9 protein-coding genes and 1 riboswitch are annotated in these 14,374 nt (G+C 48.9%); of the genes, 3 read left to right on the forward strand and 6 right to left on the reverse strand.

The annotated features are described in order from the left end of the window. Nucleotides 1–552: 552 nt before the first annotated feature. Both L985_RS14105 and L985_RS14110 read left to right on the forward strand, forming a co-directional pair. A complete protein-coding gene (locus L985_RS14105) occupies nucleotides 553–2,583 on the forward strand; it encodes a thioredoxin domain-containing protein (protein WP_047392982.1) in 2,031 nt (676 codons plus the stop codon). Between the two features lie 201 nt (nucleotides 2,584–2,784). Beyond that, nucleotides 2,785–6,369 carry an SH3 domain-containing protein gene (locus L985_RS14110; RefSeq protein WP_047392979.1) on the forward strand — a complete coding sequence of 1,195 codons (3,585 nt, stop codon included), beginning with the start codon at nucleotides 2,785–2,787 and terminating at the stop codon, nucleotides 6,367–6,369. A 425-nt stretch (nucleotides 6,370–6,794) separates the two neighbouring features. Here L985_RS14110 and L985_RS14115 read toward each other — a convergent pair whose 3' ends face one another. The 5 genes from L985_RS14115 to L985_RS14140 all read right to left on the reverse strand — a co-directional run bounded on the left by L985_RS14115 (nucleotide 6,795) and on the right by L985_RS14140 (nucleotide 13,054). Continuing rightward, nucleotides 6,795–7,883: a universal stress protein gene (locus tag L985_RS14115; protein WP_029342610.1), complete on the reverse strand. Its 1,089-nt coding sequence runs from the start codon at nucleotides 7,881–7,883 to the stop codon at nucleotides 6,795–6,797. Further along, nucleotides 7,880–8,401, reverse strand: a complete 522-nt coding sequence (gene kdpC, locus L985_RS14120) for a K(+)-transporting ATPase subunit C (RefSeq protein WP_047392976.1) — start codon at nucleotides 8,399–8,401, stop codon at nucleotides 7,880–7,882. Before kdpC ends, L985_RS14115 begins: the two co-directional genes overlap by 4 nt. Nucleotides 8,402–8,415: 14 nt before the next feature. After that, nucleotides 8,416–10,485, reverse strand: coding sequence for a potassium-transporting ATPase subunit KdpB (gene kdpB, locus L985_RS14125; protein ID WP_047392972.1), 2,070 nt, complete (start codon nucleotides 10,483–10,485; stop codon nucleotides 8,416–8,418). 14 nt (nucleotides 10,486–10,499) lie between these two features. Further along, nucleotides 10,500–12,140, reverse strand: a complete 1,641-nt coding sequence (gene kdpA / locus L985_RS14130; protein ID WP_047392968.1) for a potassium-transporting ATPase subunit KdpA — start codon at nucleotides 12,138–12,140, stop codon at nucleotides 10,500–10,502. Between the two features lie 324 nt (nucleotides 12,141–12,464). Further along, nucleotides 12,465–12,618: riboswitch (cyclic di-AMP (ydaO/yuaA leader) on the reverse strand. 241 nt (nucleotides 12,619–12,859) lie between these two features. Further along, nucleotides 12,860–13,054, reverse strand: coding sequence for a hypothetical protein (locus L985_RS14140; RefSeq protein ID WP_029342614.1), 195 nt, complete (start codon nucleotides 13,052–13,054; stop codon nucleotides 12,860–12,862). Between the two features lie 170 nt (nucleotides 13,055–13,224). Here L985_RS14140 and L985_RS14145 point away from each other — a divergent pair, with 170 nt between their 5' ends. Next, nucleotides 13,225–13,704 (forward strand): glutathione peroxidase, encoded by a 480-nt coding sequence (locus tag L985_RS14145; RefSeq protein ID WP_047392963.1) that lies wholly within the window; start codon nucleotides 13,225–13,227, stop codon nucleotides 13,702–13,704. 47 nt (nucleotides 13,705–13,751) lie between these two features. Here L985_RS14145 and L985_RS14150 read toward each other — a convergent pair whose 3' ends face one another. Then, nucleotides 13,752–14,321 carry a hypothetical protein gene (locus L985_RS14150; RefSeq protein ID WP_047392959.1) on the reverse strand — a complete coding sequence of 190 codons (570 nt, stop codon included), beginning with the start codon at nucleotides 14,319–14,321 and terminating at the stop codon, nucleotides 13,752–13,754. Nucleotides 14,322–14,374 lie beyond the last annotated feature (53 nt).

Consider the following 14,374-nt stretch of genomic DNA (forward strand, 5'->3'; position numbering starts at 1 on the left):
ACGCCTCATCAGCGTGTCGTTGTTTTTGGTTGTCATGAGAATCGAGGATTACAGGTGATCAAAACACCTGAAACGACGAAAGCCCTACCTCTCTTTCGTTGTTACGGCTCCTTGGCCGCGCCAGCTGAATCAAGCATTTTAGCAAGAATCGTGATGCGTCTGCAACGGACGCATGATACTGGGATTTTTAGAAATAGCTCGGGAATGAGCGGAAAAGTATCGATTGGAAGGTTTATCTTGCTGGGTCAACTTCTCCTCGTAGTATGAAGAAGGACAAAATAAAAGCGATGACTTATGTCTGACTCATTTGTCAGTAGCGGTCTAAAAATCCTGACCTGTCGATTTAATTGTATGATATGGATTGAAGATTCTCACATGAGTGATCATCCCCGATTCATGACTTATATTAATCTATCACACTTTCTTTTATAAAGTCAATTTTTCTTTTAAAAAACCGTTTTCTCCTGTCTCAGAATTGGAGTTGCACCTGCCGTAAAAGCCGAGTATCGTGAAGAGGAATCATTACTATAGAAGAAACGAGGGAAATCCATCATGCCGAATCGACTTATCCATGAAACGAGTCCCTACCTATTGCAACACGCTCACCAGCCTGTCGATTGGTACCCATGGGGCGAAGACGCCTTCACTGCCGCTCGAGAAAGCGGCAAGCCGATCTTTTTATCGATTGGTTATTCGACGTGCCATTGGTGCCATGTGCTGTCTCATGAGAGCTTTGAGGATGAAGAAACGGCACGACTCTTGAACGAACGCTACATCGCAATCAAGGTCGACCGGGAAGAACGTCCTGACATCGACCATGTATACATGACGGCGGCTCAAGTCATGAACGGACAAGGCGGCTGGCCACTGAGCGTCTTCATGACAGCGGACCAGCAACCGTTTTATATCGGCACGTATTTTCCGAAGACACCTCAGTTCAATCGTCCGAGTTTTCGTCAGGTGACGCTTCAGCTCAGCGAACAATTCCGCCGTTCACCAGATAAAATCGCCCAAGTCGGTCAGAACATGTCGCAGACGCTTCGCGATGTATTGCAGCCTGCGACTTCTACCCATAATTGGAATGAATCGATCATTCATGACACCTTCGATCAGGCGATGCGTCAATTCGACCGTCAACACGGTGGATTCGGAGAGGCACCGAAGTTTCCGTCGCCTGCCCTACTTCGTTTCTTGCTTGATTATTATCAATACGCGGAAGACGAGACGGCGCTCCATATGGTCATGCGATCGCTGATCGCGATGCGTGACGGCGGGATGACGGATCAAGTCGGCTACGGTCTGTTCCGTTACACGGTCGATGCCGAGTGGCAGATTCCTCATTTCGAGAAGATGCTGTACGACAATGCTTGGTTCGCGACCTTATGCATCGAGACGTACCAAGTGACCGGACAAATTCGATTCCGTCGCTACACAGAAGAAATACTTACATTCGTAGAGCGTGAGTTGTCTGCACCGGACGGCACCTTCTACGCTGCACTAGATGCGGATAGTGAAGGAGGCGAAGGACATTTTTATACGTTCACGGTAGCTGAACTGACGGACTTACTCGGACCAGACGCACTGTTCCCGCGCTTCTACCATGCTTCACCATCGGGGAACTTCGAAGGACGGAACGTCTTTTATCGAACAGGACGAACACTTGAGGCATTCGCATGTTCTGCTCACTTGTCGCCTGCTGAAACAGCGGCGCAACTCGAACGCGAGCGCCAGCTTCTCCTCAATGCGCGAAATGAACGTCCGCGCCCGTTTCGTGATGATAAACGGTTGACATCGTGGAATGCGATGATGATCTCGACATTCGCTAAAGCCGGTCGCGTCTTCGGTGAACCGTACTATACTCATGTCGCAACGCGTGCGATGACGTCGCTTGAACGATTCGTCCGTACGGAGAATCAACTTGCCGTTCATTACCGCGAAGGACAAGCAATCGGACACGGATTCCTCGATGACTATGCGTATTTGATCGACGCACATCTTGAACTGTTCCAATCAACACGACGGGCACTTCATCTAAAGGAGGCTTTAGCACTTGCAGATGTGCTACAAGAACAGTTCCAAACAGCGGATGGTTATTTTTATCTGACGTCTTCACACTCCGACGAACTACTCGTTCGTCCACTTGATCTGTATGATGGGGTCACACCCGCCGGAAACAGCGTTGCCTTACATGTCTTCTTCACGCTCAGTCGCCTCACCGGGCGTCTCGTCTATCAAGAAAGTGCTGAACGGGCTCTTTCGGCATTAGTAGAGGAAGTCGAGCAACAACCAACAGGCTTTGCCTCACTTGTCAGTACTTTCACCTACCGGCAGATGGAACCGAAGGAATTGATCATCTTGATTCCTGAAGAGTCGGAGATTCCAATCGAAATCGATCAACTGCAACGGATGCGCTTGCCAGAAGTCGCTTTGTTGATTGGGACGAAGCGTGACCTTCTACCGCTTGTACCACTGCTCGCAGATTATCCTGAACCAAACGTACCTACTGCTTATCTCTGTCATGATTTTTCGTGTGAACGACCAACGACGAATCTGACGGAACTCCTCGCTCGTCTCAACATCTGACCATATTCCCTCTTGTTTAAAAAAACAGGAGGGTTTTTCAAAAAACCAGACCCCTTTTTTCAAAAAAATTCAATATTTTGTTCATAAAAATCCGATATTGTCGATAGTAAGGATAGGCAATAGATTTCACAACTTAGACTTAGACATCCTAGAAGCCGATTCCGTCCATCCGGACGAATATCTACTAGGAGGAAAGATACTTTGAACACGACATCATTCTCGAAGACCTTGAAGGTGTTCGCGAGCTTTCTCATCGTTTTCAGCATCGTTTTAACATCTTTACCAGTAGCTGAAGCAGCGACGACGAAAGCGACGACCTACCGTCTGTCTACCGATAGTTATCTGTACGACAAGACGGCATCTTCTCGGAAACGCTTGTTGACGATCAAGACCGGAACTGTCGTTTCATCCACGTATGCTTCTGGAGCATTCAGAAGAGTGACATACGCTGGAAAAACGGGATATGTCGCGTCGAAATACCTCACGCTGTATGAAAAGAAACAAACCGTTTCTGGACAGCGCTACCTCGTCCTCAAAAAAACACCGATCAAAAAGACCGCAGTGGATACTGCAACGACGATCGGTACGTTGAACGAAGAGGATGTGTACTACACGTCACAACGTGTGACGAATCCATATGGCGAAACATGGTACCGCGTCAAATATGACGGGAAGACGGGCTATGTAGCTGCCGGCGCAAAAGCAGTTGCCTATAAAAAGGTGACGAACACGACGTCAAGAACGGTCGACGCTTATATCTTGCGCCAATACGCTGGAACAGGTTATCCAAAAGTTCAGACCATTCCATCTGGAAAAGACGTCAAAATCGTCGGTCGGATCGAGGACTGGGTCAGCGTTCAGTACGATGGGAAAAAAGGCTACATGCATCAAGATGCGTTCGCCTCTTCTGAAAAGCAAAGTGTGACATTGATTCCACAAACACGGTATCAGACGAAAAGTGTGACACCCCTTTACAGTCAAGCGGAAGCGAAGAATAGCTTAGCCAGTCTTCCGAAAGACACGATTGTCACATCAAGCGCTAAGACGGCAACGTATCATCAAGTCACATACGCTGGTAAAACGGGTTACGTCTTATCCGCTACATTGGCAGAGTACACAGAAAAGACGAAGCTTCCGTCTTCACGCTTCCTGTTGACAGCATCACTTGCCATCAAGACGACACCTGCAACCAATGGAAAAACACTTGCGACACTAAGTGCTGGAAACGTCTACTACACGAAGACACGTGTGACGAATCCACTCGGTGAAACATGGTATCAAGTATCGAAGGAAGGTAAAACCGGCTTCGTATTAGCGAATCAGGCAACACCAATCGCTTACGAATCACAATCAAACCTTTCATTGAAAACGACAGCCGCGACAACGATCCGCTCGTATGCAGGTCCATCGTATGCTGCAGTGCAAACGATCCCGAGCAATACGATCATCAAAATTTCTGGACGGATCGGCAATTGGTACCGGGTCAGTTATAACGGTAAAACGGGATATGCTGCTTCCAGCACCTTTACGACGCTTGCAACGAAGCAGAAAATTGCAGGCGCACGCTTTGAACTTGAAAAAGCAGTTTCGATCAAATCTTCACCAGATGTAAAAGCATCCACGCTGACAACACTGCAGAGCGGTGACATCTACTACACGACACAACTCGTGACGTCAAACGGTCAGCAATGGCATCGTGTGAGCAAGGATGGAAAGACAGGCTACATTCCTGTCGGTCAAGGGAAGAGCGTTCGTTATCAATCGGACCGGATCGTCATGCAGACGACGACTTCGACTCCCCTCCGTTCATATGCTGGAAACACTTACGCGACCGTCAAAACGATTCCTTCTGGTACGAGCATCACGGTCACTGGAATGATCAATGATTGGTATCGTGTGACGTACAACGGGAAAACAGGTTATATCGCTTCACGTTACGCTAAGGAAAAAGTCATGGCGCAATCGATTCCATCTTCTTCTTATCGCCTTGGACGTACCGTCGAAGTAAAAACGTCGCACCAAGCCACAGCTGACACTCTCGTTCGCCTCTCTTCTGGAGACGTCTACACGACAAATCAAGTCGTCACGACTGGTCGTTCGGAGCAATGGCATCGTCTGACGGTTGACGGGAAAACCGGTTACATTCAAATCAATCAAGGTTCACCTGTCACATACGAAAGTGTCAATAACCACCGCTATCAAGCAACGACGGATACGACACTCCAGTCGGATGCCGGTTCAGCTTATGCGACGGTGACGAAGCTGCCAAAAGCAGCCGTCGTTCAAGTAACAGGTAGTCTCGATCAGTGGTTAAAAATCAGCTACGCTGGTAAAAACGGCTATGTTTTAAAATCAACACTGACACCGTACACGGAAACGAAAAAGATTACGGGTGCACGTTTCTTGGCGAATCAATCACTTGTCGTCAAACAAGCACCGGACGATCAAGCAGCAACTGTCACGACACTCTCGTTCGGAAATGTCTATTACACATCTTCTTTGATCACGTCCTACACGAACACCTCGTGGCATAAAGTAACGATTGATGGCAAAACGGGTTATATCCGCACCGGACAAAACACGTCATCAATCAAATACGAAGCAAAACAAAAATTGTACGTACGGGCTACATCAAACGTTGCTTTACGCTCTTACGTCGGTAGCTCATACAATGTCATCAAGACGATTCCTCAAAATCTCGTCGTCACTGTCTCTGGTCAAATCGGTGATTGGTATAAGATTTCCTACGATGGCAAAAGTGGATATGCATATAAGGGGGCGTTCGTGACGACTTCTTCTAAATTAAACGTCTATAACTCCGTCGCGACACCGTATACGTTCGATAGTTTCATCAGCGCACAGATGAAACTAAATCCACCTCCGCAAACGGATATCTACAAAAACAAATTGATGTACGTCAGCACGGGTTACGTCCGTCTCGGTGGTGCACTCGATCCAGTCAATGGAACGATTGCGACTGTCACAGCGACGACACCGCTCAACATTCGTTCAGGCGCTTCGACAGCAAGTCACGTCTATGGTCAATTCCAGCCTGGTCGGATGATTCGCGTCTATCAATCCGTCAGCGGCTTCTATACGACGTACCCACGTGTCTATTCGAACGCAACGAATTACTCGACGATCCAGTGGCTGAATGCACTCGAAACAGACGTCCGTAACGCTGCTGATCCACTGAAGGTCGACCGGAATTCTTCAGACTTCTATCAGTTCCTTGATCTATCGAAAACAACAGGTGCGACACCTGCGACACTCGATAAGATGTTAGCGAACGTCACGAAGGGCGAAGGAATCTTCAACAAGTGTAGCAACGGTAGTTGTGGTCAAGCGTTTATCGATGCTGGTCAAAAGTACAGCGTCAACGAAGCTTACTTGATCTCCCACGCTTTGCTTGAGACAGGTAACGGAAAATCGACACTCGCAATGGGTGTGACATGGAATGGACGCAAAGTCTACAACATGTACGGCATTGGTGCGTATGATTACGATGCAATCAACACCGGTGCTGCTTATGCGTATAGCCAAGGTTGGTTCACTCCGGAAGCCGCGATTGTCGGTGGTGCTGAATTCATCAGCACGAAGTACATCCACAATGCCTATGGACAAAATACGCTTTACAAAATGCGTTGGAGTCCGATGCGCCCTGGTAGCCATCAGTACGCAACAGACATGGGATGGGCCGTCAAACAGACATCACGGATCTATTCACTCTATCAACAGATGGATAGCTATACGGCAACCTTCGATATTCCAGTCTTCGCTCGTTGAGGGATAGTTAAAAGCATACACGCAAAGGAGTAGTTCTTCTCTTGATAGAGAAAGACTACTCCTTTTTCGTAATATTTATAAATTGAAAAGTAAATGACGTCACTCTCGTTTTTATGGCGGACGTTTCCGACATCCTCGCTTTCCACAGGCGGGAGATAAGCCGCGACATCTCGCACTCCATGCGATTTGTTCACTCGAAATCGCTTCCTAGGGAAAAACAAGCAGGAGCGACCCTGCAACGAAGTGAAGCGGCGCGATGCTTGTCCCAGGAAAACGATGCGAGGTGAACAAAAAAAGTGCAATCTTTCTCGCTAAGAGAAAAACTACACTCTGCCTTCATATGAATGGTACTCCATAATACTACGAAACACTGTTACCTTTGAATGATACGAAGAGAACCCCTGCATTTACGCGGAAGGGCTCCCCTAGCGTTCCATGTCATCGGCAACGATTTGAATATCGATCCCGCGGACATGACGCATGATTTCATTGATGATCGATCCACGCCGGACTTCCTGCCAACGGGTCCGTGCAGATTGACCGAGGACGATTTGAGTGATGCGATGATGCTTGGCAGCTGCCGTGATCGCTTGGGCAATCGAGCGCTCCCCTTGGATTCGGATCAGCACTTCTGCCCCGAACAAAGAGCCACTCTCGCGGACCATCGCTAAAACTTCTTTTTGTTTTGCATTCAATTGATTCTCAACCGTCGGTAAAATCGTCAGTACATATAAATCTGCTTTTAGCCGACTCGCCATCCGAAAGCCACGATAGATCAACTTCCGCGCATTATCGTTGAGCTGGATACAGACGAGAATCCGTTCTTGTAGCGACGCCGGATCCTTTTCAATCAACAAGCGTGATTGATAGACTTGATCGTCGACTTCGTCCGCGACCTGACGTAGCGATAACTCACGTAAGCTCGCAAGATTCTGAAGCGAAAAAAACGAATTCAAGCTCTGTTCAATCTTTTCCTTCTTATAGATCTTTCCTTGCTCGAGTCGTTCCCGTAACGTCTGTGGCGTGACATCGACGAGTAGAATCTCATCGGCTTCACCGAGAAACGGATCCGGGATACGTTCCCGGACTTCGACGCCCGTCACTTCTTTGACTTTAAAGAGCAAGCTTTCGAAATGCTGGATGTTGACGGCCGAATAGACATTGATTCCCGCTTCAAGCAATGCTGCGACATCTTGATAGCGTTTCTTTCGTACCGATCCTGGCGCATTCGTATGCGCCAGTTCATCGATCAGTACGATATCGGGGCGACGGGCAATGATCGCGTCCACGTTCACCTCGGGGAATGTCTTGTCCTTATAGACGACTTCAAGTAGCGGGACTTGTTCGAGTTGCCCGACCATCTCTGCCGTCTCTTTTCGACCATGCGTCTCAATCAGACCGATGACGACATCCTTACCCTCAAGCGTCAATGTTCGTGCATCGGCAAGCATCTTATACGTTTTTCCGACACCAGGAGCTGAGCCGATGTACAGCTTCAGCTTTCCTCGTGTCATGACTTACTCCGATCAAGCGCTAAGTTCAAACGCAAGACGTTGACGTAATCATGGGTTCCGGCTTCCTTCGTGATCAACTTCCGCACTTCTTCACGCGACAGGTCGCGCGCGGTTGCGATACGCTTCGCCTGAACCAAAGCATAATCGACTGAGATGTGCGGATCGAAGCCAGAACCGGATGTCACGAGGGCATCGTCCGGAAGCGAAGCGCCGTCCTCTTGGTTCTGTTTCTGTAATTCCGCCATCTTCGTGCCAAGCTCCGGGTTCGATGCTGCTAGGTTATCCCCAGCAGACGCTCCCGCTAATTGATCGACTGCTGATGGACGTCCGTGAAAATACTGTTTCGACGTGAACGGCTGGGCAATCAATTCCGATCCGATGAATTTTCCGTTTTCTTGCACTAAAGAACCTTCTGCTTTATCTGGTACGAGCAATTGACCGAATAAGGTCAACAAAGCGGGAAAGACGATCCCGCATAACGCTGCGACGAAGACCGTCACACGAATGGCTTGTTTCATGATTCGTTTTCTCCTTAGAGGATGCTTGCAAGCAAGACATCGATGATTTTAATCCCGATGAACGGTACGACGACACCGCCAAGACCGTAGATCAGTAAGTTACGACCGAGTAATTGATCCGCCGTCATCGGTTTGTAAGTGACTCCTCGCATCGCAAGCGGAATCAACATCGGAATGATGATCGCATTGAAGATCAAGGCAGACAAAATCGCTGTCGTCGGGGAATCAAGACGCATGATATTGAGTACTTCCATCTGTGGAATGGCGACCATGAACATTGCCGGGATGATCGCAAAATATTTCGCGACATCGTTTGCGATCGAGAACGTCGTCAACGCTCCCCGTGTCATCAAGAGCTGCTTCCCGATTTCGACGACTTCGATGATTTTCGTCGGGTTTGAATCAAGATCAATCATGTTCGCTGCTTCTTTCGCCGCTTGTGTTCCGCTGTTCATCGCGAGACCGACATCGGCTTGAGCGAGTGCTGGTGCGTCATTCGTACCGTCTCCCGTCATCGCGACGAGGTGACCGGCTGCTTGTTCCTGCTGGATGACACGAATCTTGTCTTCCGGCTTACATTCCGCGACGAAATCATCGACGCCTGCTTCGCGGGCGATCGTTGCTGCCGTCAACGGGTTATCTCCGGTACACATGACCGTCTTGATGCCCATTTCACGTAAACGATCGAATCGTTCCCGCATGCCCGGTTTGACCGTATCTTTTAAATAGATGACGCCAAGGATCGTTGCGTCGATCGCGACGACAAGTGGTGTGCCACCGAGACGAGAGACCGCATCTACTTTCTCTTGCAAATCATTCGGAATCGTTCCGCCTTGTTCTGTCACCCAATCTTGAATCGCTTGTCCCGCCCCTTTCCGTACACGGCGTCCATCTCTTAAGTCGAGTCCGGACATTCGTGTCTCTGCTCGAAACGGTACAATCTCTGCGCCATCTAACCAGTGTTGTTCCACCGGCATTGCGCGAAGTTCAGCGAGTTCAAGAACGGAACGTCCTTCTGGTGTCTCATCAGCGAGCGAGGCGAGGATTGTCCCCTCGAACGCCTGCTCAGCAGTACGCTCACCGACTGGCGTGATCTCCGACGCCATCCGGTTACCGAACGTGATCGTTCCTGTTTTGTCCAGGATGATCGTCTGGATATCGCCTGCTGCTTCGACCGCCTTCCCGCTCATCGCGATGACGTTGAAGCGGGTGACTCGGTCCATCCCGGCGATTCCGATTGCGGACAGCAAGCCACCGATCGTCGTCGGGATCAAACAGACGAGTAAGGCGATCAAGATTGGACCTGACAGATCAAATCCAAGGTAGTTCGTAAAGACAGGTAATGTCATGACGACAAGTAAGAAAATCAATGTCAAGCTCGTCAAGAGCGTTGATAACGCGAGTTCGTTCGGTGTCTTCTGACGACTTGCGCCTTCAACGAGGGCAATCATCTGATCGAGGAATGACTCACCTGGATTACTTGTGATCCGGACTTCGATCTCGTCACTGACGACGAGTGTTCCGCCGATGACCGATGAGAAATCACCGCCTGCTTCCTTGATGACGGGTGCGGATTCACCGGTGATCGCTGATTCATCAATCGAAGCAAGTCCTTTGATGATTTCACCGTCACCCGGTACATACTCCCCTGCTCGGACGAAGACAATATCGCCCTTCCGAAGTGTCGCCGACGAGACGCTTTGAATCAGTTGTCCGACACGTTTACGGGCCATGACGTCTGCTTTCGACGCTTTCAGTGAGTCCGCTTGTGCTTTCCCACGTCCTTCCGCGATCGACTCCGCGAAGTTCGCGAATAAGACCGTCAAAAAGAGGATGATGCTGACCGTTAAGTTAAAGCCACGCATCTCGTCAATGAAGATCGTATAGCCGATTGCGAGCAAGCAACCGATCCAAACGACGAACATGATTGGTTGTTTGATCATGTTGACGGGATTTAATTTTTTAAAGGCATCGATCGTCGCTTGACGCGCGATCGAGCCATTGATTGCTGATTTGGATTGGTGTTCCGGCTCCCCGTTCGGTTGGTGTTCCTCGGGCGTCGGATGCATGATTCGTTCCATCATATGCTTTTACCTGTTCACATCGTCAGCCAATCCGCGACCGGTCCAAGTACGAGCACTGGCAAGAATGTCAATGCACCGACGAGTACGACCGTACCGAGGAAGACTGTTCCGAAGAGTGGTGTATCTGTCTTAAACGAAAATTCATCTTGCGGAACCGATGGCTTCGCTTTAAGCGAACCCACGATTGTAAGCATCAAGATCAATGGGATGTAGCGTCCGAAGAATAGCGCGAATGATGTCGAGACGTTCCAGTAGACATTGGCGTCGCCAAGCCCTTCAAACCCGGACCCGTTATTCGCCGTCGCGGACGTGAACTCGTACAAGACTTGCGACAGTCCGTGATAACCTGGGTTCGAGATGCCGGCAACGCCTGGTGCAACATACATCGAGATTGCCGTTCCGACGAGAATTAGGAATGGCGGTACGAGTAGCGCGATCGCGATCATCTTCACTTCGAACGTCTCGATTTTCTTTCCGAGGAACGTCGGTGTCCGACCGATCAAGAGACCTGTTAGGAAGACTGCGACGAAGGCGTACAGCAAGACGTTCAGGAATCCTGCACCTGCTCCACCGTAAACGATGTTGAGCATCATGTTGCCGAGCTGTATCAATCCAGCGAGCGGATGGAGTGAGTCATGCATCGCATTGACCGCTCCGGTTTCAGCTGCCGTCGTAATCGAACTGTAGAGCGCCGTTCCGATTTGACCGAACCGTAATTCCTGACCATGTGCCGTTGGATTCGCAAGTAAGCTCCCTGCCATCCCGACCGTCATCATGATGAAGAGAAGCGTCATCACGCCGAGGAACAGTCGTCCTTGTTTCGCTGAACCGATGATTTTGCCGTACGCGATTGGAAGTGACATCGGAATCAGTAGCATCAAGAACATCTGGATGAAGTTGACGAATTGGTTCGGGTTCTCGAATGGATGGGCACCATTGACACCAAAGAAACCACCACCGTTGTTCCCGAGCTGTTTAATGACTTCGAATGCAGCAACCGGTCCACGGTAAATCAACTGCTTCGCTCCTTCGAGCGTCGTGACGCTGACCGCCCCACCAAACGTCTGTGGTACACCGAAGACGATCATCAGCATCCCGAAGACGAGTGAAATCGGAATCAGGATCCGAAAGATGAAGCGAACGAAGTCGGCATAGAAGTTACCGAGCGGTTTGTTCGCAAGACCACGAATGACAGCGATACAGACCGTGAATGCCATCGTCGGAGCGACGAACAACATCGTTCCGAGAACGAACGTTTGCGAGAGATATGAGAGTGCCTCGCCTGAATAGTGTTGTTGATCGGTGTTCGTCATGAAACTGATCGTCGTATGCAGCGCTGTCGACCAATCGAGATTCACAGCACCGTTCGGATTGAGCGGTAGACTGCCTTGGAAACGAAGTAGCAAATAACCACCGATGAAGAAGAACACATTTACAAGCAACAAACTTTTCGAATAGCCGACCCACGATTGATCGTGTTTCTTTTCATCGACGCCGAGTAACAACAGGAGTCGTCGTTCGACCTTACCGATTTTATCGACCCGACGCTCTGCGACAGGTGCGAAGTATATCCCGATGTAGCGACCAAGCAAGACCGCCGCGCAAAGTGCGATGACGAGTAGGATCCAAAATTGGATCATGAATTGAGTCCACATGTTTTTCTGTTCTCCCTATGCGATTAGAATTTTTCTGGATACATCAGACAATAACCGAGATACAAGAAGACGAGGCAGCCCGTCGCCAGTAAAAACCACGTCATTTGCGGTCACCTGCTCTCCACTGGACACGCTCGATCAGATGAATCATTCCGAACGTCGTACCGAAGAAGAAGGCAAGCAATACGATACTCCACAGCTCTCCCATTATGAAAATACCCCCATATTATTCAATATTTTTACAATTAAACACGACAAAAAGACGATGTGAGGCAATAAACGGCCCCAGCATCGCCTTTATACTTTGGCATACTGAAAAAGAGTCGTTCCCTCCTAAAACGCCTGCGAGGTTAGCTGTCGGATTCGGGCATACCTAGGAATTCGCCCTACCTTTCCCGTTCGGAAAGGATTCACCCCGTGTCACGTGTCGTGACGGTTGGGTCCCCCGCTTCAATCATGAATTCGGCGTACTTTGAGATCGAAGCATTAACATGTTAGTGTTCGTTGATGAGATGGATATTACTCCGATTGTTTGAGGTTGTAAATAGAAAAGTTGAAAAAAAAATAGTCTGATTTTTTAATGACTTACTTTCGAAAAATAGCGTTTTTCCGCCCTATGCTATAGAAGAAAAAAAACCACAGAAATCGATTCCTTCATCTAAAATGGAGGAGCTCCATTTTAGGGAGAATCGTTCCGCGGTTTCATGAACGAACAATGATTATGATTGCTGATTCATTTTGGCATGGACCGTCAAAGGAGCTAGCATCGTCACCCATAGGGCAACCACTCCAGAAACAAGAATCACAATATCGCGTTCGAACCCAAGCGTCAGCAATGTAATACAACTACTGACCAGGACGAGACAAAGCGTCGCGATCATGACGAACCGCGATTGTTTCAACATTTTTCTCATGTGGCATCTCTCCTTTCCTTCCATATTCCTTTTCATCGTAACAAAGATTCGTCGAAAAAGCGCCGCTGACACCCGATTGTGATGTTTCTGTCATCTCGCAAGTAGCGATAGAAGACGACGAGAAAACGGATTTGTTACACTGGAGAAGTACTTAAAAAGGGGGAATCGATATGTTACAAGATCATTCATTTCAACGCGTCGACGGAATGTCGGCATCCTTAAGTGACTACCCAGCTCAAGCATGGCTGATCGTCAATACAGCCAGCAAATGTGGCTTAACGCCACAGTTCGAAGGACTCGAGCAATTGCATCAAGACTATCGTTCGCAAGGATTGACCGTACTTGGTTTCCCATGTAATCAGTTCGCGAATCAAGATCCGGGAACGGACGAGGAGATTCAGTCGTTCTGCCAAGTCAACTACGGCGTGACATTCCCCGTCTTCTCAAAAATCGATGTCAACGGTGAGCAAGCACATCCGCTATTTGAGGAACTGAAAGCACAAGCACCAACGACGGACGGTACAACAGATGTCGAGTGGAATTTCACGAAATTCCTCGTGACCCGTGATGGAGAAGTGACGCGGTTCTCTCCAAAAACGAATCCAACTGATTTGACGGCAGCGATCGAACGATTGCTCGTTCAAGTCTAAAAAAATAAGCTTCCCTCCTTCTCTCTTGAAGGAACGGAAGCTTATTTTTATGTTGTTCCCGGCTCGAGATGACGACTGATCATCTCTTCCGCCAATCGTTTCACGTCATCGATATCACGCATTTCCGTGAACGGATGTCCCCAGACAATCAGCTCTTCGATTTCTTCAATCGGTTGCGTCGTGTAGCGTGTACCATCGGCAACGAACTCTTGCGCAATCGTTGATTCAAAGGCAGCATACTTCAGGAGCCACGGCTTTTCACTTAAAATTTTTTGCGCATGTTTCGCCTGCTTGAACGCAACATCACCGACGAGCACGACCGGATCGAATCGTTCATGGAGCGGATGCGTGTATTGAACAGAGATCAGCAATCCATGTTGGTTCGTTTTTTCTTGTTGCCGGACATACGTCCGTGTTAAAAAGTGCGGCACGAGTGACTCCGCACTCTCCTTCGTCTGATGGATGCTCAGACCATGTTCCGTTTGGACGACTTCCGGGAGGACCGGTTCGTATCCACGGTTTGCTAATTGTTGATCGAGCTCTTTGAATAATAGCAGGGTATGTTCGACCAGTGCACGGACTTGTCGAAACGATAATTGAATCGATTGATTGATCATACGATGACCTACCTTCTCTAAAAGTATGGCAATATACAGTTATTTACCCAAAC

This window comes from Exiguobacterium sp. ZWU0009 (genome assembly GCF_000798935.2).
Classification (GTDB): Bacteria; Bacillota; Bacilli; order Exiguobacteriales; family Exiguobacteriaceae; genus Exiguobacterium_A; species Exiguobacterium_A acetylicum.

Bases quoted from the DNA above. Each gene is read 5' to 3' on its own strand.
- L985_RS14150 (WP_047392959.1), bottom strand. From the start codon at position 14,321: ATGATCAATCAATCGATTCAATTATCGTTTCGACAAGTCCGTGCACTG.
- L985_RS14145 (WP_047392963.1), top strand. From the start codon at position 13,225: ATGTTACAAGATCATTCATTTCAACGCGTCGACGGAATGTCGGCATCC.
- L985_RS14140 (WP_029342614.1), bottom strand. From the start codon at position 13,054: ATGAGAAAAATGTTGAAACAATCGCGGTTCGTCATGATCGCGACGCTT.
- L985_RS14115 (WP_029342610.1), bottom strand. From the start codon at position 7,883: ATGACACGAGGAAAGCTGAAGCTGTACATCGGCTCAGCTCCTGGTGTC.
- kdpB (WP_047392972.1), bottom strand. From the start codon at position 10,485: ATGATGGAACGAATCATGCATCCGACGCCCGAGGAACACCAACCGAAC.
- kdpA (WP_047392968.1), bottom strand. From the start codon at position 12,140: ATGTGGACTCAATTCATGATCCAATTTTGGATCCTACTCGTCATCGCA.
- kdpC (WP_047392976.1), bottom strand. From the start codon at position 8,401: ATGAAACAAGCCATTCGTGTGACGGTCTTCGTCGCAGCGTTATGCGGG.
- L985_RS14105 (WP_047392982.1), top strand. From the start codon at position 553: ATGCCGAATCGACTTATCCATGAAACGAGTCCCTACCTATTGCAACAC.